Genomic DNA, 24,335 nt, shown 5'->3' with positions numbered 1-24,335 from the left:
GCGGTGGCAGGCTGATCAGCATGGATCCCTCCGTCGTCACCCGGCGTGCACGCGCGCTGCGCGCAGCCGTGCGGAACCGGCGGGCCGACGCCGCCGCACTCCCCCGCCGGGGTGCGGAGCGGGCCCGGGTGCCGGGGCTCGCGGTCGCGGCCGAACCGGCGCCCGGCGGGGGCGTGATCCGCTTCGCCCGCTCCGCGCTGCAACTGCGGGTGACGACGACCGGCGCGGTTTTCTGCGGCTGGGACGGCGCGGAGCCGGAGCCGTCGTACGCGCTCGCCCGAGCCCCGGAGACGGACGCGCGCGTGGAGCTCGAACCGGACGCGGCGGGCGGCGGCTGGCGGGTGGTGTCGGAGCGGGTCACGGTGGCGGTGTCGCGCCGCGGGGCGGTGGAGGTGCGTACGCCGGCCGGTGTGGTGCTGCGCCGGGAGCAGCCGCCGCGCTGGTGGGAGTCGCCGGGCGGCTCCGACGGCCCGGAGGGCGACGGCGTACGCCGCTGGGTGCAGCGTGCGCACGTGGCCCCGGACGCCCGGTTCTTCGGCCTCGGCGGGCGCTCCGCGGGCCCCTCCCTGCCGGACGGCCGCTACCGGCTGTGGAACAGCGACCCCGGCGGCGCCTTCGCCCCCGGCGACGACCCGCTGTCGCTGACGATGCCCGTGCAGTTCGTCGTCTCCGACGCCGGCTGCCACCTGCTCTTCCACGACGACTCCTGGGACGGCAGCGTCGAGTTGTGCCGCGGCGCGGAGGGCGCGGGCTCCGGCCACGACCGCCCCGGCCGCGTCGAGGTGCGGATGGACGGCGGTCCGCTGCGCTACTGGGTGATGGCCGGCACCCCGGGCCGCGTGCTGCAGAGCTGGACGGCGCTCACCGGCGCCCCCGCCGTCCCGCCGGCCTGGGCGCTGGGCTACCAGCACGCCCGCTGGGACTTCGGCGGCGCCGAGGGCGTACGCCGCTTGGTGCGCGGCTACCGCGAGCGCGGTCTGCCGCTGGCCGCGGTGCACCTGGACATCGACCACTACGACGGCCACCGCGTCTTCACCGTCGACCCGCACCGCTTCCCCGACCTGCCCCGGCTGGCCCGCGAGCTGGCCGCCGAGGGCGTGCGCCTGGTCTCGATCGTCGACCCGGGCGTGAAGGCGGAGCCGGGCTACCCCGTGTACGACGCCGGTGTGTCCGCCGACGTGTTCGTACGGGACGCGCGCGGCCGGCCCGTACGCGGCGTGGTGTGGCCGGGCGACGCGGTCTTCCCCGACTTCACCGACCCGCGGGCCCGCAAGTGGTGGGGCGGGCTCTACGCGGAGCGGCTGCAGCAGGGCTTCACCGGCTTCTGGCACGACATGAACGAGCCGGCGTCCTTCGCCGCCTTCGGCGAGAAGACCCTGCCCCGCTCCGCCCGGCACGCCCTGGAGGGCCGCGGCGGCGACCACCGCGAGGCGCACAACGTCTACGCCCTGCTCATGGCCCGGGCCGCGTACGGGGCGCTGACCGGCCTCCAGCCCGACCGCCGCCCGTTCGTGTTCTCCCGCTCCGGCTGGGCGGGCCTGCAGCGCTACGGCGGCACCTGGTCCGGCGACGTGGCCACCGGCTGGCCCGGCCTGTCCGCGTCGCTCGCGCTCGTCGTCGGCCTCGGCCTGTGCGGGGTGCCGTACTCGGGCCCGGACGTCGGCGGGTTCAGCGGCCGGCCGGAGCCGGAGCTGTATCTGCGCTGGCTCCAGCTCGGCTCGTACCTCCCGCTGTTCCGCACGCACTGCGCCTTCGACGCGGGGCGCCGCGAGCCGTGGGAGTTCGGGCCCGAGGTGCTGGCGCACGCCGGCGCGGCGCTGCGCGAGCGGGAGCGCCTGCGGCCGTACCTCGCGACGCTCGCCCGGCTCGCGGAGCGCACCGGCGCGCCTTTCGTCCGTCCTGTGTGGTGGTACGACCCCGCGGACCGGGCGCTGCGCGAGACGGAGGACGCCTTTCTGCTCGGCGACGCGCTGCTGGTGGCGCCGGTGCTGTCCCCGGGGGTGCGGCGGCGGGCGGTGCGGCTGCCGCCGGGGCGGTGGTACGACACGGCGACGGGCCGCGCCCTGAAGGGCCCGGGCACCGTGGAGCTGGACGCGCCGCTGGACCGGGTGCCGGTGCTGGCCCGGGCCGGCGCGGTGCTGCCGGTGGCGGGTGCCGACGGCGGTACGGAGCTGGAGGTCTGGGCGCCGCCGCCCGGCGTCACCGGCGGCGGCGTGGTCGTACGGGACGACGGCGACGGCTGGGAGGCGCCGCGGCTGGAGCGGTACGTGACGCGCTGGACGGGCCGTACGACGGTGCGGCACGAGGACGGCGCGGAGCCGGACCTGCCGGTGCGGATACGCGGCGGATAGGCCCCGGAGTCCGCCCGGCCGCCCGGCCGGCCGGTGAGGGCCCCGTCGCCCCGAGCAGACGCCCTCGGCCTGCCGCTCCGTACACCCGAACGGCCCTGTTCCGGCCCTTCCCCCCTCTTCCCACGCGCCCGCGAGCGCGATAGTGAAAGGGCCATGCCAAAGAACACCGCCCTCGCACGCCCCCTGACCCGGCTCGCGGTCCTGGCCTCGGCCGCGGCCCTCGCCGCCACGGCCACCGCCGCGCCCCCGGCCACCGCGCAGCCGGAGCCGAAGGCCCCGAAGGAGTTCGTCGCGCTCTCGGACGTGGACCCGACGATCCTGCACGACATCCGCTACGTCACCCCGCACAACTTCACCGGCGAGCGCGTCGACGGCTACCGCAAGCCGATGTGCATCCTCACCGAGGACGCGGCCCGGGCGCTGAAGAAGGCGCAGCGGACCTTCCGCCGGGACGGCTACTCCCTGAAGGTGTACGACTGCTACCGCCCGCAGCGCGCGGTGGACCAGTTCGTCACGTGGGCCGAGGATCTGGACGACCAGCGGATGAAGGACGAGTTCTACCCGCGCGTCGACAAGTCCAGGCTCTTCGAGGACGGCTACATAGCGGCCCGCTCCGGCCACAGCCGCGGCAGCGTCGTGGACCTCACCCTGGTGGAGCTCCCGGCCGGGAACACCCGCCCGTACGAGCCGGGCGAGCCGCTCGTCGACTGCGCCGCCCCGCAGGAGGAGCGCTTCCCCGACAACTCGATCGACATGGCCACGGGCTACGACTGCTTCGACACCCTCAGCCACACCCTGGACGACCGGGTCGAGGGCGAGCAGCGCGCCAACCGGCTCCGGCTCAAGGACGGCCTGGAGGCGGCGGGCTTCGTCAACTACGCGTACGAGTGGTGGCACTTCGGGCTCGCGGACGAGCCGTTCCCGGACACATACTTCGACTTCCCCGTCCACCGCCGCTCGCTGTCCGGGCAGGGGCACGGTTAGGTCTGTCGACCCTTGTAGACTTGGCCGATCATGTTCGATCACATTCGGCATCGGCCACCGGCCGCGCTGACCAGGGAGCGGGAAATCGTGCTGGCCTGCGCGCCGCTGCGGACCCGCGCGAATCTCTCCAGCATTGTGCGCACCGCGGGCTGCTGCGGAATCGGCCGGGTCGTCGCGTGCGGCAACGGGAAAGTCGACCCCGACGTCGCACGCGACAGCCTGGACCACGTGACCATCGAGGTCCGCCGCACGCTCCCGCCCGTGCTCAAGGATCTCCGGTCCGCGGGATACCGGGTCGTCGGCCTGGAGCAGACGACGAATTCCCACAGCCTGCACGAATTCTCCTTTCCGCGGAAAACGGCACTCGCCATCGGAAACGAACGGCTGGGCCTCACCGAGGAGGAGCTGCAATTCGTCGACGACTGCGTCGAGATTCCCGTGTGGGGAATGCCGCACAGCTACAACGTCGCGACCGCGACGGCGATGGCCCTGTACGAGTACTGCAAGCAGTTCCCCGAAGGCTGATCCGATGACAGTGCCCAGCTGGCGGGAGGTCCGCGCCACCTCCGTACTCCTGGAGGACGACAAGGTCCTGGTGCTCGACAAACCGGCCGGGATCTCCGTGATGGGCGAGCGGCACGGCACGGATCTCGTGGAGCTGGCGGAGGAGGCGGGGGAACGGCTCTTCCCGGCCCACCGCGTCGACAAGGTCACCTCAGGTGCCGTCCTCTTCGCCAAGGACGTGGCCACGCACGGCGGGCTGACCCGGCAGTTCAACAAGCGGACCGTCGACAAGGCGTACCTGGTGGTCACCGCAACCGCGGGACTGCCCGACCGGGGCACCGTCGAACTGCCGCTCAGCGTCGGGCGCAAGAACCGGGTGCGTATCGCCGCCGCGCGCGAGGCGATCAGGTTCGACGAGGCGGCGGACCGCTGGTGGGTCGCGGAGGACGACCTCCTCGACGTGAAGAACTACCCGTCGACCACCCACTTCCGGACGCTGTGGAGCGACGGCCGGCACTCGGTGCTCGTCGCCCGGCCGGTCACCGGCAGGCGGCACCAGATCCGCGTGCACCTCGCCTGGATCGGCCACCCGATCCTGGGCGACCCCCTCTTCGACAAGGCGGCCGCGGCGGCGGGCCTGCGGACGCATCTGCACTCCTGGCGTCTCGGCTTCGACGCCTCCTGGCGCGACGGCAGCCGCGTCGACGTGGTCGCAGACCCGGACGACGGCTTCTGGGGGCCGCTGGCCGGCGCCCTCTCCGCCGAGGACGTCGCGCGCCTGCTGCGCGAGGGCGCGACGCTCCCCCGCCCGGCCTGACGCCCGCCCTACCGGCCCGACCCGTCCGCGACCAGCGCCGTCGAAAATACATTTGATGCCGTCGTGTCCAGTGTCTTGACGGTCCGTCAGCCCAGGTGAACACTGCCGGATGTCAGTCGGGCATCGCCGCACGACGGCCCCTCGCCGCCCTGTTCTCCCACCGGCGATACGCCCCGCTGACGCGCGCTCGCAGCGACGCCGGCAGGGGCACGGATCCACTCCCCGCCGGCGCTCGACGTCATGGCAACAGCCAGGGAAGTACGCACCCTTCCGGCCGGGACGGCGATCCCGGTGGTTGAGCTCGAGGAGCCGCAGTGGACTATCCCAATGGGGACATTTTCGCCGGTGAAGTGATCGGCACCGCCATTCTCATCCTGTTCGGCGCGGGCGTCTGCGCCGCCGTCACCCTGGAGAAATCGAAAGCCAAAGCGTCCGGCTGGATCGTCATCGCCTTCGGCTGGGGCTTCGCCGTGCTGGCCGGCGCGTACACCGCCGCGCCGCTGTCCGGCGGGCACATCAATCCGGCCGTGACCCTCGGCGTGGCCGTCGAGAGCAACGAGCACTGGGGCAAGGTCCCGCTCTACATCGGCTCGCAGATGCTCGGCGCGCTCATCGGCGCCGTGCTCGCCTGGCTCGTCTACTACGGCCAGTTCGCCCGCAACGCGAACCGCGAGACGGCCATCGAGACGCTCGGCATCTTCTCCACCCGCCCGGAGATCTACCGGCCGTGGCAGAACCTCGTCACCGAGACCATCGCCACCGTCGGCCTCGTACTCCCGATCCTCGCCTTCGGCCTCACCGAAGGCCTGGCCGAGTCCGGCACCCAGGTGCTCGTCGTCGCCCTCCTCGTCACCGGCATCGGCCTGTCCCTCGGCGGCCCCACGGGCTACGCGATCAACCCGGCCCGCGACCTGGGCCCCCGCATCGCCCATGCGCTGCTGCCCATCCCCAACAAGGGCACCAGCGAGTGGAACTACGCCTGGATACCCGTGGCCGGCCCGCTGCTCGGCGGCGTCCTGAGCGCGCTGATCTTCAAACTCGCCTTCTAGCAGCAAGGGGACGTCATGACGGACAAGTACGTCGCCGCCATCGACCAGGGCACCACATCGAGCCGCTGCATCGTCTTCGACCAGAACGGCGCCATCGTCGCCGTCGACCAGCGCGAGCACCGCCAGATCTTCCCCAGGCCCGGCTGGGTGGAGCACGACGCCGCCGAGATCTGGGCCAAGACCCAGGCCGTGGTCGGCGGGGCACTCGCCGGGGCGGGGCTGCGGGCCGACGAGCTGAGCGCCGTCGGCATCACCAACCAGCGTGAGACGACCGTGCTGTGGGACCGGGCCACCGGCAAGCCGGTGCACAACGCCATCGTCTGGCAGGACACCCGGACCGCGGCCCTGTGCACCGAACTCGGCGGCGCGGACGGCCAGGACCGCTTCCGCGACCGCACCGGTCTGCCGCTCGCCAGCTACTTCTCCGGCCCCAAGGCCGCCTGGCTGCTCGACAACGTGCCGGGCCTGCGCCGCCGCGCCGAGAACGGCGAGATCGCCTTCGGCACCGTCGACTCCTGGCTGATCTACAACCTGACCGGCGGCGCGGACGGCGGCGTGCACGTCACCGACGTCACCAACGCCTCCCGCACCATGCTCATGAACATCGAGACCCACCAGTGGGACCCCTCGATCCTGGAGGCCATGAACGTCCCGGCCGCGATGCTGCCGGAGATCCGCTCCTCGGCCGAGGTCTACGGCACCTGCACGGGCCGGCTCGACGGCGTGCCCGTCGCCTCGGCGCTCGGCGACCAGCAGGCGGCGATCTTCGGGCAGACCTGCTTCGGCGTCGGCGAGGCCAAGAACACGTACGGCACGGGCAGTTTCCTGCTGCTCAACACCGGTACGCGGCCGGTGCCGTCGAAGAGCGGGCTGCTGACCACCATGGGCTACCAGATCGGCGGCGAGGCGCCCGTCTACTGCCTGGAGGGGTCCATCGCCATCACCGGGGCGCTGGTGCAGTGGTTCCGCGACCAGCTCGGCATCATCTCCGCCGCCGAGGAGATCGAGACCCTGGCGGCAAGCGTCGACGACAACGGCGGCGCGTACATCGTCCCGGCGTTCTCCGGGCTGTTCGCCCCGTACTGGCGCGGCGACGCGCGCGGCGTCGTCACGGGCCTGACCCGCTACGTCACCAAGGCACACCTGGCGCGTGCCGTGCTGGAGGCGACGAGCTGGCAGACCCGCGAGGTCGTCGACGCGATGTACCAGGATTCGGGGGTACGGCTGACGGACCTCAAGGTGGACGGAGGGATGACCGCCAACGGTCTGCTGATGCAGCACCAGGCGGACGTCCTCGGCGTACCCGTCATGCGGCCGGTGATCTCCGAGACCACCTGCCTGGGCGCCGCCTACGCCGCCGGCCTGGCCACGGGCGTGTGGCAGGACCAGGAGGAGCTGAGGTCCCACTGGAAGCGCGACACCCAGTGGACCCCGCGGATGGACGAGGGCACGCGGGATCGCGAATACCGCAACTGGCGCAAGGCCGTCGAGCGCAGCTTCGGCTGGCAGGACGACGAGAACGACCGGGACGCAGCCGCCGGCTGACGCCACGGCGCCGCGGCGCGGCCGTCCGACGTCAGGACCGGCTGCCCCGCGGCGCCGCCGCCAGATGCTCGCCGACCCGCTTGACCAGCAGCGTCATCTCGTACGCGATCTGCCCGATGTCGGCGTCCGACGCCGCCATCACCGCGAGGCAACTGCCGTCGCCCGCCGCGGTGACGAAGAGGAAGGCGTCGTCCAGCTCCACGAGCGTCTGCCGTACGGAGCCCGCCTCGAAGTGCGTGCCCACGCCCTTGGCAAGGCCGTGGATGCCGGAGGCGACCGCCGCCAGATGCTCGGAGTCCTCCCTGCTCACGTCCTCGGAAACGCTCATCGGCAGCCCGTCGGAGGACAGCACCAGCGCCATCCGCACGCTCGTCAGCCGTCCCACCAGATCGTCGAGCAGCCAGTTCAACCGGCTCCCCGCCGGCTGCCGTCTGTTCCCACCCTGCACAACCATGCCCGCGTCCCTTCCCCAGTCGGCGCAGCCTACTACCGTCGCCCCGGCAACTCGTAGCCCCCTTCGAACGTTGACACATCGGAACGTGTGAACATGGGTATCCCGGGCTTTCGTCACCCCGCGTGCGGGGCAGTCACCCTGGGCACCCGGCAGTCGAGCGGGAGAGGGAATTGATGGCTGCGGAGGAGGAGCTGCGGCGCCCCGAATCGCCGCTCTGGGTCGAGGAGCCGGTCGGCACACCGAGGCTTCCGGACCCGGTACGGACGGCGGCCGTGCGCGCCGTGATCATCGTGGCCGTGACGCTGTCGCAGGCGATGGCCGCGCTGCTGTTCACGGTCAGCGGGTCGTGGCCGGCGTTTCCGCTCCTGCTGAGCACGGTCGTGAGCACCGTGGTCGCGACCTGGGGCGTGCTGGACGTGTGGGTGACGCGGCAGGTGTGGAAGCAGCGGAACGGCGTGGAGTCCCGGCCCAGCAGCGCGGCGCGCCGCGCCCGCAGGGAGCGCCGCGGCGGCCGCCGTACGCAACGGGACCGGCCGCCCGGAGCCGTGGCCGCGGGAGTCTGAGCGGGTCCGCGGAGGTCTGAGAGGGGCAACCCGCCGCTGCCCGGGGCCGTGGGAGCGGTTTCGGCTCGGTGCCCGTGCCGTCCCCGCGTACCTACGGTGCCGTGGCCGGCGGGCGGCGGAAGATGCGGGTCGCCGTCACCTCGCCGACCGACGGCTCGGCCCCCTCCCGCTGGGCCGGCAGCCCGGGGCGCAGGTGCTCCTCGACGGTGATGTACTTCAGCCCGGCCCGCAGGTCCGCGTCGTTGCGCAGCCGGATCACGAGGGGGAACTCCGCAAGCGCCGTGGTGTCGAACAGGCCCGTGGTGTAGAGGAGCTGCACGCCGAGGGCGTCGGCGACGGCGCGTTGCAGCTCCAGCAGGTACGTGGCGTTGGCGCGGCCGATGGGGTTGTCGAGGAAGAGCGTGCCCGCGTGGTGGTGCCGGTCGTCACCGCGGTCGTTGCCCCTGAGGGCGGCCATCGTGCAGTACAGCGCGATGGCGGCGGTGAGCAGCTGCCCGCCGGAGAACACGTCGCCCATCTGCCCGACCGGCACGCGCTCGGCGCGCAGCACCGCGTCCGGCTTGAGGATCTCCACCGCCACGCCCTTGGGCTGCATCGCGGCGTCCACGCCGCGCAGCAGCAGGGTCGTGCCGTCGCGGCGCAGGTCGCTGTTCTTGCGTACGGCCGCGCGGGTGGCCTCGTCGATGACCTCGCCCAGGCGCTCGGACAGGGTCGCCTGGTCGGGGTCCTCGAAGCGGATGCGCAGGAACTCCTGCCCGGACCACTCCCCCAGCCCCTCCGGCAGCCGCGACAGCCGCTGCGCGGCGCGCAGGGTGGCGAGGCCGGACTCCACCAGGCCGCGCAGCCGGTCGACGATGCCGTCGCGGTTGCGCTCCAGCTGCGCCAGCTCGTCGGTGAGCACGCGCAGCCGGGGCGCGAAGGCCGCGGCCCAGGCCGCGGCGTGCTCCGGGAGGGCGGCGGCGGGGAGTTCGCGGATCTGCTGCCGGGCGGGGGTGCGGACCTGCTCGTAGCGGGTGGAGTTGGCGTGCCGTACGAGCACGTCGCACGCGTCGCGCAGGGCGGACTCCGCGGTGGCGAGGTCCGCGGCGCAGCCGCGCAGCGAGCGGCGGGACTCGGCGGCGGCCTGCCGGGCGCCGTCGAGCCCGCCGGGGAAGGGTTCCGCCTCGCCCGCCTCGTCCTGCTCCTCGCCGGCGGCGGGCCCGCGGAGCAGGTCCCGCAGCATGGCGGCGGTCTCGGCGAAGGCGCCGGCGGCGTCCTCGGCGGCGGCGCAGGCACGGCGCAGCTCGGCGTGCGCTGCGGTGGCGGCGGTCAGTTCGTCGGCGCGCTCCGCGGCGGTGGCGGCGGCGGAGCGCAGCAGCGCCTGGGCGTGCTCGGCGCCCTCGGGCACGAGGTCGCCGGGCAGTTCGGTGTGCGCCTCGCCGCCCTCGGGCGCGAGGCGTTCCGCGTCGCCGCGCAGCCTGCCCAGGGTCTCGCTGGCGGCGGCGGAGCGGGACTCCAGCAGTTGCACGATCGACTCGGCGCGGGCGGCGGCGGCCTGCCGCGACGGCGCGTCGGCGCCGTCGGGGCCCGCGAGCAGCGTGGCGGCGCGGGTACGCACCTTGTTGCTGAGGCGGTTGAGCTCCGCGAGCGCGGCGGACTCCTCGCTCTCGGCCCGCGCCTGCTCGGCCCGCAGATCGGCCCCGACCCCGACCTTCTCGTAGACCTGCGAGGCGGCCCGGTACGCCTCCCGCAGCGCCGGCAGCGAGGCGCGGGCCGCGTCGGCGGCGGCGGCCCGGGCGAGCCGGGCCCGGCGCCGCGCGCCGCCCTCGGGGCGGGCGGGGGCGTCGGCCGCGCCGTCGGAACCGGTGCGGCCGTCGGGCCCGCTCCCGGCCCCCGCGCCGTCGTCCGGCGCCGCCCCGTCCTGCTCCTGGAACATCCCGGGCCCCGGGGTCCCGACCGCCTCCGCCGCCTCGTCCGCCGCCTCGGCCTCCAACTCCTCCGCCACGCCCGCGATCTCCGCCCGCTCCGCGCGCAGCGCGCGGGCCGTGCGGCGCGCGTCGTCGGCGGCGCGCTGGGCGTCGCGCCGGTCCTCGTCGGCGGCGCGGGCGCGGGCGGTACAGTCGGCGGCCCTGGTCTCGTACTCCAGGGCCTCGTCGGCGAGTTCCCGGAGGCGGGCCTGCCAGCCGGAGCGCTCACGCAGGCGGTGGGCCAGGCCGGCGAGGGCGTCGGCGCTGCGGCGGGCGCGCTGGGCCTGCTCCTGACGCTCCTCGCGGGCCCGGGCGGTCTCCTCGGCGGCCGCCGCGGCGTCCTCCGCCTCGGCGCGGGCGCGGGTCAGCGCCTCGTCCGCCGCGGCCGATGCCGTACGGGCCGACTCGGCGGCTGCGGCCAGCTCGGCAAGGCGGCCGGCGGGGCAGCCCGTACGCCATGAGGCGAGCCGCGCCGCCAGCGTCCGGTCGGCGGCGAGGCGGGCGGCCAGGACGCGGATCTGCTCGTCGCGGCCGGCGGTGCGGGCGCGCAGGGCGTGGCGCTCGTCGTCGGCGGCCCGCTCGTCGTGCATGGCCGGGTTGGGCGGGACGAGGAACACGCCGCCGTCGCGCTCCCCCGTGGGCGGCGGCGGTGCGAGCAGGGCGGCGGCCGTGCCCACGGCGAGGGCCGAGCGGGGCAGCAGCGCGGCCTCGCGCAGCACCTCGCGGGCGCGGGCGTGTGTGTCCGGGTCGGTGATCACGACGCCGTCGACGAGCTCAGGGCGGGCGTCGAGCACGGCGGCGTGGTCGGCCGGGTCGACGGCCTGCGCGAGGTACCGCCAGCCGGGCAGCGCGGGGATGCCGTGCTCGCCGAGGCAGTCCACGACGGCCAGCACATCCGGGCCGGGCGGCAGCAGCCCGCCGTCGCCGAGCGCCGCGAGGATCCGGGCGTCGTCCCCGGCGGCGGTGCGCAGGTCGAACAGCCGCCGCTCGTCCTCCGTGACGCGCGCGTCGAGCAGGGCCCGCAGTTCGTCGGCGGACCGGTCGAACTCCACGGCGCTCAGGGCACGCTGCTCCCCGGCCCCGCCGCCCGCCGCCCCGGCCGGCTCCGGCAGCCCCAGCAGCTCCGTCAGCCGCCGCTCCCCCGCCAGCGACTCGGCCGCGCGGCGCTCCGTGTCGTATGCCGCCTCGGCCGCCTCCGCGGCGTCCGTCGCGCGGGCGGCCGACAGCTCGGCGCGGGACAGCGCGGCCGCCGTCTCGCGGGCGCGTTCGGTCGCCGTACGGGCGGACTCGCGGGCCTCGTCCCAGGCGGCGACGGCGGCCTTCTCGGCGTCACCGGCGACGAGGGCCGCGCGGGCCGGGTCGGTGTCGGGGGCGGCGGGGTCGGTGTCGAGCCAGCCGGCGCGTACCGCCTCCGCCGTCTCCTGCTCGACCTCCGTGAGCCGCTGGCGCAGGTGGTCGGTCTCGCTGCGGGCGCGCTGCGCGCGGGTCGCGGCGTCGACCGCGTCCGCGTGCGCCGTCTCCGACTCCTGCTGCAGCCCGGCAGAACGCTCCTCCTGCTCCGCCGCCAGCGTCTCGCCGTCGCGGGCGGCGGCGTGCAGCGCGCGTACGAGCCCGGTGGCCGCGGCGGCGCGGGCGGCGAGCGCCGGGGCGGCGTCGCGCTCGGCCTCGCGGATGGCGGCGGAGACGCGCGCCGCGCGGTCGGCGGCGGCGCGGTGCCGCAGCACCGCCTCGGCGGCCTGCCAGGCGGCGTGCAGCGTACGGGCGTCGGTCAGCTCGCGGCGCTTGCCCGCGGCGCTCTTCTCCGCGGCGGCCAGCGCCAGCGACGCGTGCCGGTACGCCAGCTCCGCTGCGATGAGTTCGCTGCCGCGCCGGGACGACTCCGCGGCCGTGACCCGCTCGGCGGCCGTGCGCTCCTGCCCGGCCAGCTCCGCCGCCCTGGCCCGCTCCGCGTCGGCCCGCGCCGTCAGCCGTGCCGCCAGCGCCCGGGCCCGGCGCTCGGCGCCGCCGAGGACGTCCCGGGAGCGCGTGCGCTGCTCCGCACCCGTGACGATGTGCGAGAGCAGGTCGAGGGAGCCGGCGGTGAAGTCGCGCTCGGCGGTCAGTTCGGCGCGGCGGCCCAGCTTGTGCGCGAAGCCGTGGACGAGGTCGGCCAGGCCGTCGGTGTCGCGGGTGTCGGTGACGGCGCGCAGCAGCAGGTGGGTGAAGTCGGAGTCGTTCTTCACCGCGAACAGCCCGGCGGCCTCGCCCTCGTCGGCGTTCATCTCCCGCTGGTAGCGGAAGAGTTCGGGGTCGAGGCCGAGCCGCCCCAGGTGCTCGTTCCACCGCTCGTGGATCTCCTCCCACACCACGTCCAGGTGCGGGTACGCCTTGCCGGCCTCGGTCAGTACGTCCCGGAAGCCCTTCATCGTGCGGCGCCGCCCGCGCGCGCCGGAGGCGCCCTCCCCGGCGGGGCGCACCGCCGCGGACTCGGCGACGGGCAGCGCGTCCAGGCCCATCCCGGGACCGGGCCGGAACGAGTACCACGCCTCGGCGAACTTCCGCGGGTCCCCGGAGACCTGCCGCCCGCGCCACTCGCTCACCTTGCCGACGACGATCTGCTCGCCGGTCACGGTGTGCTGCCACTCCAGCGCGACGTGCCCGGTGTCGTCGGCGAGCAGGAACTTGCGGAGCACACCGGAGCTGGCGCCGCCCAGGGTGTTGCGGTGGCCGGGCAGCATCACGGAGAAGATCAGCTTCAGCAGTACGGACTTGCCGCCGCCGTTCTCCAGGAACAGCACGCCCGCGGGCGCGGGCCGGCGCGGCGGCCCGGCGGGCTCGGCGGCGAAGAAGTCGCCCTGGGCGGGCGCCGGCTGGGGCACCTCGCCGCCGACGCCGCGCAGGTCGAGCACGGTGTCGGCGTACCGCGCACCGGCGGGCCCGATGGAGTAGAGGCGGATCCTGGACAGCTCGTACATGGGATTGCGGCCTTCGCTCGTTCCGTCTCGACCGGCCGTCAGGCCCGCTCGTGCTGGCTGGGGAAGAACGGCAGCGCACCGCCCGCGGGCTCGCCGTCGTCGGCGGCGGGCACCAGGGTCGCGCTGCCGTCGGCGACGGGCACGACGCCCAGCTCCAGCAGCTCGGACATGGCCGCGCTGCCCGCCATGTCCCGCACCTGCAACTGGTAGCGCGCGGTGGTGCGGTACGTGCCGCCGGCGTCGTCCGACGTGCGCTGGAGGAAGCCGGAGTCGGTGAGGAACGCCATGGCCTTGCCGATGATGCCGGTGGTGGAGCCGGCGAGCCGGCGGGCGTCCTTCGTGGCGCCGGTGGCGCTGCGGCGCGCGTACACCCGCCAGGCGGCCTCCAGACCGCGCTCGCCCTCGGCCGGGTCGGTGTTCTCGCCGGCCTCCTCGGCGCGCTCCTCCAGGCGGCGGCACGCCTGGCGGACGAAGGCGTCGACGCCGTTGACGCTGACGCGGCCGATGTAGCCGTCGTCGGCGAGGTCCTCGGGGCGCGGGAACGCCATGGCGGCGACGGCGAGATGGGCCAGGCCGTGCAGGAAGCGGTCGGCGGAGTCGGTGGCGGCACGGCGGGCGTAGTCGCCCATGCGGACGGCGAAGACGGAGTCCTCGGCGGCGGTGACGGCCATGCCGGTACGGGTCGAGACCTCCAGGACGACGAGGCCGAGGCCGGTGGCGACGGCGTCGGCGAGGCGCGCGAAGGGCGGCTCCTCGCGGTAGCGGCGGAGCAGCTCGGCGTACTCCAGGTCGCGGGCGGGCAGCAGCTTCGGCTGGAGGCCGAAGGAGACCAGGCGGGCGGCGTCGGCGGCGTCCGCGGGGGTGACGGCGGGCGGCTGCCCGTCGGCGCTCCCGGCCGGGACGGCCGCACCGGCGGCGGTGGCGGACGCGGGGTCGGGGATCACGAGGCGGCCTCCGTTCGACCGGCCGCCATTCCGGCGGCGTCCAGCAGTGCCGTGCCGACGATGAGGTCCGCGCCGCCGAACTCGGCGTCCTCCATCTGCGTCCCGTCGTCCACGGCGAACAGCAGCCGCTCGTCGCCCTGCCGGTACGCGGTGCCGACGGCCGGGCCCGCGGCGTGCACGGCGAGGAGGGCGACGAGGTACGGCAGCTCGGGGTCGCGGCGGCGGGCGTCGGCGAGCAGCCCGGACAGCCGGCGCGGGGCGTCCGGCGGCAGATCGAGCAGCTCGCCCGCGGCGGCGAGCTGCTCCTCGCTGAACCGGCTGTCGTCCGGGGTGGCGACGAGGTCGGGCTCGGGCATCTCGGCACCCAGGTGGGCCCGTTCCAGCGGGGGCGTGAGCAGCAGCTCGGCGAGGTCGGCGAGGCGCACGGCGTGCGGGGCGCGCAGCCCGGTGCCGCGGGCGAAGAAGGCGTCGGTGACGCGGTGGGCGGCGGAGACGGGCAGCGGCAGCACGGGCGCGAGGAGCTGGCCGTAGAGGTCGACGCCGGTGCGGGCGGCGGGCGGCGCGAACGCCTGCCGGTCCTGCTCGGCACGGAACAGCGGGCCGGCGTCCAGCAGCCGGGTCTGGAGCTGCGTGTGGCGGCGGATGCAGTCCTTGACGATGTCGACCAGCTCGGCGGCGCGCCGCTTGTGGTCGGGGTCCTCCGCTTCGTCGCGGGCGCGGCGGATGTTGGTGAGGATGGCGTTCTCGTGCCGGTACCGGTCGGCGACGTGGTCCAGCGCCTCGTCGATCATCGCCGGCACGGTCCGGAGCCAGTCGACCGCGCGCACGTTGCGCCGGGTGGCCTCCAGGGCGCGGCGCAGCGTCTCCGCGTACTGCACGGTCCGGTAGCGGGCCTGCTCGGCGGCGAGCTGGGCGTCGGCGAGCCGGCCGCGGCTGATGAGGACTTCGAGCTTGACCTCGGCGGCGATCTGCGCGCTGGTGACGTCGGTGTCGAGCGCGCCCACCAGGACGTTGACAGCCTCGTCGGTGGTGCGCAGGTAGACGGCGCCGCCGGGGCCCGGAACCTCTTCGAGGAGCTTGAAGTCGTACTCCCTGCGCACGTACGCGCCGTCGTGGCCGAACGTGCCGTACACCGCGCGGAAGCCGCGGTCGACGCTGCCGACGTTGACCAGGCTGTCCAGCACCCAGTGCGCCACCCGCTCGTGCTCGGCGCGGGGGCGCAGCGGCGCCTGGGCGGCGACGCGCGGCAGCAGCCGGGCGATGACCTCGTCGGGCTCGGCGCCGGTGTCGAAGTCCATCTGCAGCGTGACCAGGTCGATGGCGGACAGGGCCACCTCCGCCATCGCGTACACCCCGAACTCGCCCGCGAGCATCGCCTTGCGGGCGTCCAGGTCGTGCAGCGGGGCCGTGCACGCCAGGGCGCGCAGGCGGCGGGCCAGGCCCTCGTCGGCGGCCGGGCCCGGGGCGGGCCTGGGCGCGCCGGCGGCGGGCGTCGCGGTGGTCGGAGCAGTCACGTCGGACAGATTAGGCGGTGCCACCGACATCGGCCGAAACGGTACGGCCTCCGGCCCGGTCAGCGGGTAGGGGCGGCGGCGCGGACGCGGTCAGGCGTCCCACAGGTGCGCGGCGCGTGGGACTCCCCGCTGTCACTCACTCCGGTTCGCCGTAGCCGCCGCCGCCCGGGGTCTCGACCACCAGGACGTCCCCGGCCGCAGCCTCGACGGTGTCGCAGCCCTCCAGCGGCTCCACCGTGCCGTCGGCCCGCTCCATGGCGTTGCGGCCGAGGGCCCCCGGTCCGCCGCCCGCCATGCCGTACGGCGCCACTCGCCGGTGGCCGGTCAGCAGCGTCACCGTCATCGGCTCCAGGAACCGGATGCGCCGCACCGCGCCGCGCCCGCCCTCCCAGCGCCCCGGGCCGCCGCTGCCGTCCCGTACGGCGAACTCCTCGACGCGCACCGGGTAGCGCCACTCCAGCACCTCGGGGTCGGTGAGGCGGGAGTTGGTCATGTGGGTCTGCACGACGTCCGCGCCCGGGAAGCCGTCGCCCGCGCCGGAGCCGGAGGCGACGGTTTCGTAGTACTGCGCCTTGTCGTTGCCGAAGGTGACGTTGTTCATCGTGCCGGAGCCCTCGGCCTGTACGCCGAGCGCCGCGTACAGCGCGCCCGTCACGGCCTGGGAGGTCTCGACGTTCCCCGCGACGGTGGCCGCGGGGAACTCCGGCGCGAGCATGGAGCCGGGCGGGATGCGCACGTGCAGGGGCTTCAGGCAGCCGCTGTTGAGCGGGATGTCCTCGGCGACCAGGGTGCGGAAGACGTAGAGCACCGCGGCCATGACGACCGAGCTGGGCGCGTTGGCGTTGCCGGGCAGCTGCGGCGAGGTCCCGGTGAAGTCGACGACGGCGCTGCGCGCCTCGCGGTCGACGCGGACGGCGACCTCGATGACGGCGCCCGCGTCGGTCTCGTAGCGGTACGCGCCGTCCCCCAGGGCGGCGATGACGCGGCGGACGGACTCCTCGGCGTTGTCCTGCACGTGCCCCATGTAGGCGCGTACGACGTCGAGGCCGAACATGCCGATCATGCGGCGCAGCTCGTCGATGCCCTTGTTGTTGGCGGCGATCTGGGCGCGCAGGTCGGCGAGGTTGGCGTCGGGCGCGCGCGAGGGGTACGGGCCGGAGGTGAGCAGCCGGCGCGTCTCGGCCTCGCGCAGCTCGCCGTCGCGGACGAGCAGCCAGTTGTCGAAGAGGACGCCCTCCTCCTGGATGGTGCGGCTGAACGCGGGCATCGACCCGGGTGTGATGCCGCCGATCTCGGCGTGGTGGCCGCGGGAGGCGACGAGGAACAGCAGTTGTTGCCCGTCCTCGTCGAAGACGGGCGTGACGACGGTGACGTCGGGCAGGTGGGTGCCTCCGTGGTACGGGTCGTTGATGGCGTACACGTCGCCGGGCCGCAGCCCGTGGCCGCTGTTCCGGTTGCGCCGCAGCACCTCCTTGATGGACTCGCCCATCGACCCCAGGTGCACGGGCATGTGGGGCGCGTTGGAGATCAGATTGCCGTCGGCGTCGAAGAGGGCGCAGGAGAAGTCGAGCCGCTCCTTGATGTTGACGGAGTGGGCGGTGCTCTCCAGCCGTACGCCCATCTGTTCGGCGATGGCCATGAAGAGGCTGTTGAAGACCTCCAGCATCACGGGGTCCACGCCCGTGCCGACCGCCTGCGTGGCGGGCCGCGGGCTGACCCGGGTGAGCGTGAGGTGGCCGCGGTGGTGCACGGCGGCCTGCCAGCCGGGGTCGACGACGGTGGTGGAGCCCTCCTCGGCGAGGATCGCGGGTCCGGTGACGGTGTCGCCGGCGCGCAGGTCCTCGCGCTGGTACAGCCCGGCCTCGCGCCACTGCCCGTCGGTGAAGATCCGTACCCGGTCGGCGGCTTCGGGCGCGTCCCCGGCGCGGGCGGCGCGGCCGGCCTCCTCCCGCGTGGCCGCGGCCTGCTCGGCCGCGGCCTCCACGGACGCGGCCTCGGCGACGAGCGGCTTGTCCATCGTGAACGCGAACCGCCTGCGGTGCACGGCCGTGAACTCCGCCCGCATCTCCGCCTCGTCCGCCAGGGGCACGGCGATCGCCGAGTCGGTGCCCGCGTACCGCAGGTGCACCCGCGCCGACGTCTCCACGGCAGCCGCCGGAATGCCCTCGTCCGTGAGGTCCGCGGCGGCGCGCTCCGCCAGCTCCGCGCAGACCTGCCGGATCCGGTGCATCGACGCCCCGGTCAGCTCCGCCTCCACCGCCTGCTCGCGCATCGCCGTCGCCGCGGCGACCCCGATGCCGTACGCCGAGAGCACGCCCGGGTGCGGCGGGACGACGACGGTGGAGATGCCGAGCACGTCGGCGACGGCGCAGGCGTGCTGGCCGCCGGCGCCGCCGAAGCTGGTCAGCGCATAGCGGGTGACGTCGTGGCCGCGCTGCACGGAGATCTTCTTGACGGCGTTGGCCATGTTGAGCACGGCGATGTCGAGGAAGCCGGCCGCGACCTCCTCGGCCGAGCGCCGGTCGCCGGTGGCGGCGGCGGAGGTCTCGGCCAGCTCGGTGAACGCCCGGCGCACCGCCTCGTCGTCGAGCGGCTGGTCGCCGCCGGGCCCGAAGACCGACGGGAAGTGGCGGGGCTGGACGCGGCCGAGCATGACGTTGGCGTCGGTGACGGTCAGCGGCCCGCCGCGGCGGTAGCAGGCGGGGCCGGGGACGGCGCCGGCCGAGTCGGGGCCCACGCGGTAGCGGCGGCCGTCGAAGTGCAGGACGGAGCCGCCGCCGGCGGCCACGGTGTGGATGCTGAGCATCGGCGCGCGCATCCGCACGCCCGCCACCCGCGTGTCGAAGTCGCGCTCGAACTCGCCCGCGTAGTGCGACACGTCGGTGGACGTGCCGCCCATGTCGAAGCCGATGACGCGGTCGTGGCCCGCCTCCCCGGAGGAGCGGACCATGCCGACGACCCCGCCCGCGGGCCCGGAGAGCACGGCGTCCTTGCCGCGGAAGTGGGTGGCCTCGCGCAGGCCGCCGTTGGACTGCATGAACTGCAGCCGGATGCCGCGCAGTTCGCCGGCGACGCGGTCGACGTAGCGGCGCAGGATCGGCGACAGGTAGGCGTCGACGACGGTCGTGTCGCCGCGCGGCACGAGCTTCATCAGCGGGCTGACCTCGTGGCCGCAGCTGATCTGCGTGAAGCCCGCCCGCCGGGCCTCCTCGGCGACGGCCCGCTCGTGCGCCCCGTAGCGGTAGCCGTGCACGAGGACGACGGCGACGCTGCGGAACCCGTCTTCGTACGCGTCCGCCAGCGCCGCGCGCGCGGCGCCGAGGTCCAGGTCGCGTACGACCTCGCCGTGGGCGCCGACGCGCCCCGGCACCTCGATCACCCGCTCGTACAGCGCCTCCGGCTTGAGGATGCGGCGCTCGAAGAGCAGCGGCCGGTTCTGGTACGCGATCCGCAGCGCGTCCCGGAACCCCGCGGTGACGACGAGCACCGTCGGCTCGCCCTTCCGTTCGAGGAGGGCGTTGGTGGCGACGGTGGTGCCCATCTTGACGACTTCGACGCGCTCCGCGGGCACCGGCTCGTCCGGCCCGAGGCCGAGCAGCAGCCGGACGCCCGCGACGGCGGCGTCGTCGTGGGCGCCGTAGCGCCCCGGGTCGTGCGAGAGCAGCTTGCGGGCGACGAGCGTGCCGTCCGGCCGCCTGCCCACCACGTCGGTGAACGTGCCGCCGCGGTCGATCCAGAACTGCCAGCGCGCCGTCATGCGCACATTGTCGCAGGCCGCGACCGTACGTGAAGGACGCGTCACGGACGTCAGCCGGAGGCGCCGTCCGGGGTGATGCGGGTACGCACGGTGCTCTGCACGTCGCCGTCCTCGGCCGGGTCGGCGGCGAGGCTGCGCAGCCGGGCGACGACGCGGGCGTCGGCGGTCTCGGCGTGCCGGGCGCCGATCTCGCGGGTGGTGTCCTCGCAGTCCCACAGGCACTCGACGGCGAAGGACGCGGGGAACGACGGGTCGGTGGCGGCCAGCGCGCGGGCGGTGACGCCGCGCAGGTGCGAGCTGCCCGTCTCGCGGTAGATGTGCCGCAGCACCGGCGCCGCGGAGGTGATCGCCAGCCGTCCCGCACCGGCGACCAGATCGCACAACTCCGGCGCGCCCGGCCCCTCGTCCCGCACGCAGCGCAGCAACACGGTGCGTACCGCACGGGCGTCGCGCGCCGCGCCGCGGCGGGCGAGCATCACGCCGGCGGCGGTGCCGAGCGCGTCCTCGCGCGCGGCCCAGCCGCGGGCGGTGCCGAGCGCGGCGGTGGAGCACATCCGGCCGAAGGTGGCGAGCGCCGCCGCGGCGAGCGTCTCGGACGGCGCGCAGGCGGCGGCCTCGATGAGGTCGTACGCCTCGGGGTCGCCGGTCGCCGCGAGGTGGGCGACGGCGGCGGCGCGGGCGCCGTCGCGCGGGCCGCGGGCCGCCACGAGCAGTTCCGGCCGGTCCTCGGGCCCGGCGACGGCCGCGAGGCAGCGGGCGGCCGCGTCGTGCCGGGGCTGCGCCGGGTACTGCTCCAGGCCGTCCTGGGCCCAGTCCAGGATCTCGGCGACGCTCCAGCCGGGCCGCGGGCCGCGGGAGCGGAGCTGGCGCTGCCAGCGGTCGAAACTCTCCTGCTCCTGCGCCGCACGCACCCGCGCGCCCAGCTCGGGGTCCTCGGCCCACAGCCGCCAGGGCCGCGGCTCGAACGCGCCGCGCATCTCCGCGGCCAGCTCGCGCTCCCCGTCGGGGGTGCGCGGGAAGCGGGCCAGCACGTGCGGGGCGAGGGCGCGCAGCCCGGCGTCGTCGTCGCGCAGGGCCAGCTCGTCCAGCGCCCACTGCCAGCAGCCGCCGGCGGCCGCGTAGCGGCGCAGCAGCTTCAGCGCGTCGTCGCGGCCGTACGAGGCGAGGTGGCCGAGGACGGAGAGGGTGAGCCCGGTGCGCTGCTCGTCGGGGCGGAGCACGTCGTCGGGCGCGAAGAGGTGGTCGGCGAGGGCGTCCACGGGGGCGTCCAGCTCCAGGCAGAGCCGGGCGTAATAGAGCGAGCGGTTCTCCACCTGCCAGTCGTGCCGGGGGTCGTCGATCACGCACCCGTACAGCGCCTGGAGGGCTTCCGCCCTGGGCGCGGCGAGTGCGTGCAGGGTCCCGTCGCCCCGGCCTCGCTGGAGGAGGCCGAGGAGGGTGCCGCTGGGCGCTATGGCTGGCTCGAACATGACGTCAGCATCCGGGGTGGTGGGACCGCTGGCAACGGAATTTTCCGCGGAACGGACAGACCGGGCCACCGACCGGCTGCCGGCTCCATTGCCGCGGCAGCTTACTGGAGTGCGGAGACCGGGTGAAGTCCAGTCGTGAACCGGCCGAAAGGCATATGCCAAACGCATCTGCTCAGGTCTCGCGAAACACCTTACGCAGCGTCGCCGCCTGTGCCACAGTCGTAACGGCGAACCGCGGACCGGCAACGCCGCCGGAGCCCGGGCCGGAAGGTATCGGAGATCACGCCATGGCCGCCGCCTCACGACTCCCCCGCGCCGCGGACCCGCACGCGCCGCAGCAGCCCGAGCGCAGCGCCGTGGCCACGCTGCTGGCGCAGATCGCCCGGCTGCGCGGCAGCCTGGAGGCGGTGCGGCGGGAGACGATCGCCGCGGCCGGCGACACCGAGGAGGCCGGGCTGCGCTGGCAGCGCGCGCTCTGCGACCTCGCCGCGCGGCAGCTCGACTGCCTGACCGTCCAGCTCGGCCAGTTGCGCGAGGGGCACCCGGTCGAGGGCGGGCGCGACGAGGGCGAGGGGCCGGAAGCCGAGCCGGCGGCGGACCCGCGGGACCGGCCGCAGGCCCGGGTGGGCAGCGCGGAGTGGCATCTGCTTTCGGACGACGTCGACTGGTCGGACGACCTCTTCGACATCTTCGGCAGGGACCCCGGCGACGGCCCGCTCTCGCTGGACGACCTGCCGTCCTGGTTCGACCCCGCCGACCAGCCGCGACTGACCGCGATGGTCACCGACTGCCTGGTCGACGGCAAGCCGATCGACGGCGAGTTCCGCATCCGCCGCCCGGACGGCGCCCCCCGCACCCTGCACGTCGTCGGCGAGCCCGTCCTCGACGCCGGCGGCGCGACCGAGTCGATGTGGACGGTCGTACGCGACGTGACCGAGCTGCGCCGCAGCCGCCAGGCGGTGCGGGAGTCGGAGTCCGCGGTCCAGCGCGAGCGGCACTTCGCGCACGCCGAGCGCCGCGTCGCCCAGGAGCTGCACGAGGCGGTGCTGCCGCCGTGGCGTGGCGCCGTGCACCTGCCGGCCGGCGACCCGGCCGCTTTGACCGTGGCCGGACATCACTTTCCGGCCGCGGCCGGAACCTCTGTCAGCGGCGTCTGGTATGACGCACTGCCGCTGCCCGGCGGCCACACCCTCCTCGGCGTCGGCGACGTCGCCGGCCGCGGCGTCCCGGCCGCCGCCGGGATGACGATGCTCCTCGGCGCCCTGCGCGGCATGGCGCTCGGCGGCGCGGAGCCGGCCGCGCTCCTCGGCCGCGCCAACGAGCTGCTGGAGGTGGCGGCGCAGCCGGTGCTCGTCGGCACGGTCTGCTGCCGCTACGACCCGGCCGGGCGCACCCTGCACTGGGCCCGGGCCACGCACACCCCGCCGCTGCTGTTCCGCGACGGCGTGGGCCGCGCCCTCGCCGCCCCCGACGGCCTGCTGCTGGGCGCCACCACGGACACGCCGTACGCGCAGGTCAGCGAGGCGCTGCGGCCGGGCGACCTGCTCCTGCTGCACACCGCGGGGCTCGGCGCCCGCAGCCCGGCGCCGGCCCGCGAGCGGCTGCTCGCGCTGGCGCCCCGGTTCGCCGCCGCACCCGGCGCGCAGGACTGCCTGCGCGCCGTCGTCGAGGAGTTCGGCGGCGGGCGCCGCGGGGACGACGCCTGCGTGCTCGTGGCCAAGGTGACGGGCTGAGCCACCGCACGCGGCGGCCCGGCCCGTCACTCCCCACCCGTCCCCGTACGGCAGCCCCCGAGGGAGCTGCCGTCAGATGGCGCTCGTGCGCCCCTTGGGCGCCCTCGCCAGGGTGTCCGCGGCCTCCTCGCGCAGCGCCTTGACCGCGGGGTCGTCCGCGTACGGCGCGGTCAGCCGGTACGTCTGCCGTAGCCGGTCCCAGGTGCGGTGCGAGGAGTTCTCGCCGATGCGCTCCAGCGCGAGCCGGGTGTACCTCTCGCCCCGGTCCGGGTCGCCGGCGAGGAAGCCGACCGCGGCCAGGGACACGTAGTCGAGGATCTGGGAGCGCTGGCGCCCCTCCGGCCGCTTGGCGAGGGCCAGTTCCCCGTGCTCGCGGGCGCGGGAGGCCGCGGCCGGGTCGTGTTCGGCGAGCGTGCGGTACGCCAGCGCCTGCATCCCGTGCAGGTCGGCCTCGTCGAAGAGCTGCATCCAGGTGGGCGCCGCCAGGTCCGCCCCGTCGCGCGCGAACAGCTCCTCGGCCTCCCCCAGCGTGCGCTGCACCGCGCCCGTCCGGCCCTTCGCCGCCTGCGCCCAGGCCTCGATGGTGGCGAGCATCGAGCGCGCACGCGCGTGGGTGGCGGGCCCCGTCCCGGACTTGGCCAGCCCGACCAGCTCCAGCGCGTCGTCCGGCCGGCCCAGGTGGATCATCTGCCGCGCGGCGCGGGACAGCGCCTCGGCGGCGCGCGGCCGGTCGCCGCCCTCGCGCGCGGCGTGCGCCGCGATGACGAAGTACCGCTGGGCGGTGGGCTCCAGGCCCACGTCGTGCGACATCCAGCCGGCCAGCACGGCGAGGTTCGCCGCGACGCCCCACAGCCGGCTCTGCAGCGGTTCGGGGTGCCGGTACGCGAGCATGCCGCCGACCTCGTTCAGCTGGCCGACCACGGCCTTGCGCTGGAGGCCGCCGCCGCGCTCGGCGTCCCAGGCGCGGAACACCTCGACGGAACGTTCCAGCGCCTCGACTTCCTGGGCGCCGACCGGCGTCGCCTCGTACCTGCCGTAGCGCGCGGGTTCGGCGTGGAGGGGGGCGCTCCCGGCGGCGGCGCCCGGGGCGGCGGGGTCGGAGTGCAGCCATTCGTGCAGGGAACTGGTCAGGGCGGAGCCGGCCGCGAGCGCCGTTCCCGCGCCCACCAGGCCGCGTCGATTGAGCATGAGGTCCATTCCCGTGAATTCGGTGAGGACCTCGGCCGTCCGCTCGGGTGCCCAGGGCAGTGCGTCATCGGACTGCCGCCTGACCCGCCCGGGCCCTGCGGCCCGTTCGAACCCGAGGTCCTCGGTGGTCACGACACGGCCGAGTCGCTCGGTGAACAGGACCGCCAGCACCTTGGGCACCGGCTCGCGCGGGATCTCGCCCGTCTCGATCCAGCGCCGCACCCGCGAGGTGTCGGTCGAGAGCTGGGGGTGGCCGGTGGCCGCCGCCTGCCGATTGACCAGCCTCGCCAGCTCGCCCTTCGACCAGCCGGTCATCCCGAACAGGTCGGCGAGCCTGGTGTTGGGTCCCTTGCTCACAACAAGCCCCCAGGGTCTCGGCTCACTTGACAGTACCGACGGGCCCAGGGCCCGGCGAGCATTCGCCAGGGTTCGCCAGGGTGCGCCAGATGGTGTGCCACCCGTATAGCGGTGTGGGCTATGACTGCGCCAACCGGCCCCGACACCCGGGGCACATGCCAACCGCACTGCCCACCCGCATTTCCCGGGCTCAACGGCCGGGGACC

15 protein-coding genes are annotated in these 24,335 nt (G+C 75.3%); 8 read left to right on the top strand and 7 right to left on the bottom strand.

Translation table 11 applies throughout. The features are described from left to right. Positions 1–20 precede the first annotated feature (20 nt). The 6 genes from LG396_RS17800 to glpK all read left to right on the top strand — a co-directional run bounded on the left by LG396_RS17800 (position 21) and on the right by glpK (position 7,250). A complete protein-coding gene (locus LG396_RS17800) occupies positions 21–2,351 on the top strand; it encodes a TIM-barrel domain-containing protein (RefSeq protein WP_225795483.1) in 2,331 nt (776 codons plus the stop codon). Positions 2,352–2,504: 153 nt separating this feature from the next. Continuing rightward, entirely contained in the window at positions 2,505–3,335 is an 831-nt protein-coding gene (locus LG396_RS17795) for a M15 family metallopeptidase (RefSeq protein WP_225795482.1), read from the top strand. A gap of 30 nt (positions 3,336–3,365) precedes the next feature. Continuing rightward, positions 3,366–3,860 (top strand): TrmH family RNA methyltransferase, encoded by a 495-nt coding sequence (locus LG396_RS17790; protein WP_225795481.1) that lies wholly within the window; start codon positions 3,366–3,368, stop codon positions 3,858–3,860. A 4-nt stretch (positions 3,861–3,864) separates the two neighbouring features. Then, positions 3,865–4,656 (top strand): RluA family pseudouridine synthase, encoded by a 792-nt coding sequence (locus tag LG396_RS17785; protein ID WP_225795480.1) that lies wholly within the window; start codon positions 3,865–3,867, stop codon positions 4,654–4,656. A gap of 314 nt (positions 4,657–4,970) precedes the next feature. Then, entirely contained in the window at positions 4,971–5,705 is a 735-nt protein-coding gene (locus tag LG396_RS17780; RefSeq protein WP_027744862.1) for an MIP/aquaporin family protein, read from the top strand. Between the two features lie 15 nt (positions 5,706–5,720). Next, a complete protein-coding gene (gene glpK / locus LG396_RS17775) occupies positions 5,721–7,250 on the top strand; it encodes a glycerol kinase GlpK (protein WP_225795479.1) in 1,530 nt (509 codons plus the stop codon). Positions 7,251–7,281: 31 nt separating this feature from the next. Here the strand turns inward: glpK and LG396_RS17770 are convergent, their stop codons facing one another. Beyond that, positions 7,282–7,704, bottom strand: a complete 423-nt coding sequence (locus LG396_RS17770) for a roadblock/LC7 domain-containing protein (RefSeq protein WP_051642425.1) — start codon at positions 7,702–7,704, stop codon at positions 7,282–7,284. A 173-nt stretch (positions 7,705–7,877) separates the two neighbouring features. Here LG396_RS17770 and LG396_RS17765 point away from each other — a divergent pair, with 173 nt between their 5' ends. Then, positions 7,878–8,267, top strand: a complete 390-nt coding sequence (locus LG396_RS17765) for a hypothetical protein (protein ID WP_018843698.1) — start codon at positions 7,878–7,880, stop codon at positions 8,265–8,267. A 91-nt stretch (positions 8,268–8,358) separates the two neighbouring features. Here the strand turns inward: LG396_RS17765 and LG396_RS17760 are convergent, their stop codons facing one another. The 5 genes from LG396_RS17760 to LG396_RS17740 all read right to left on the bottom strand — a co-directional run bounded on the left by LG396_RS17760 (position 8,359) and on the right by LG396_RS17740 (position 20,851). After that, positions 8,359–13,167 carry a hypothetical protein gene (locus LG396_RS17760; protein WP_225795477.1) on the bottom strand — a complete coding sequence of 1,603 codons (4,809 nt, stop codon included), beginning with the start codon at positions 13,165–13,167 and terminating at the stop codon, positions 8,359–8,361. 38 nt (positions 13,168–13,205) lie between these two features. After that, on the bottom strand, positions 13,206–14,111 hold the full coding sequence (locus LG396_RS17755) for a hypothetical protein (RefSeq protein WP_225795476.1): 906 nt from the start codon (positions 14,109–14,111) through the stop codon (positions 13,206–13,208). Further along, a complete protein-coding gene (locus LG396_RS17750; protein WP_186543177.1) occupies positions 14,108–15,655 on the bottom strand; it encodes a hypothetical protein in 1,548 nt (515 codons plus the stop codon). Before LG396_RS17750 ends, LG396_RS17755 begins: the two co-directional genes overlap by 4 nt. Before the next feature lie 106 nt (positions 15,656–15,761). Next, entirely contained in the window at positions 15,762–19,382 is a 3,621-nt protein-coding gene (locus tag LG396_RS17745) for a hydantoinase B/oxoprolinase family protein (RefSeq protein WP_225795475.1), read from the bottom strand. Between the two features lie 50 nt (positions 19,383–19,432). Then, positions 19,433–20,851, bottom strand: a complete 1,419-nt coding sequence (locus LG396_RS17740) for a HEAT repeat domain-containing protein (RefSeq protein ID WP_225795474.1) — start codon at positions 20,849–20,851, stop codon at positions 19,433–19,435. Between the two features lie 287 nt (positions 20,852–21,138). Here LG396_RS17740 and LG396_RS17735 point away from each other — a divergent pair, with 287 nt between their 5' ends. Further along, positions 21,139–22,584, top strand: a complete 1,446-nt coding sequence (locus LG396_RS17735; RefSeq protein WP_225795473.1) for a PP2C family protein-serine/threonine phosphatase — start codon at positions 21,139–21,141, stop codon at positions 22,582–22,584. Between the two features lie 72 nt (positions 22,585–22,656). Here LG396_RS17735 and LG396_RS17730 read toward each other — a convergent pair whose 3' ends face one another. Further along, positions 22,657–24,129, bottom strand: a complete 1,473-nt coding sequence (locus LG396_RS17730) for a DNA-binding protein NsdB (RefSeq protein ID WP_018837893.1) — start codon at positions 24,127–24,129, stop codon at positions 22,657–22,659. Positions 24,130–24,335 lie beyond the last annotated feature (206 nt).

It is taken from the genome of Streptomyces aculeolatus, from assembly GCF_020400605.1.
Taxonomy (GTDB): domain Bacteria; phylum Actinomycetota; class Actinomycetes; order Streptomycetales; family Streptomycetaceae; genus Streptomyces; species Streptomyces aculeolatus.
Note: the sequence above shows the minus strand (reverse complement) of the source record. Positions and strands in the feature narration are given on the sequence as shown.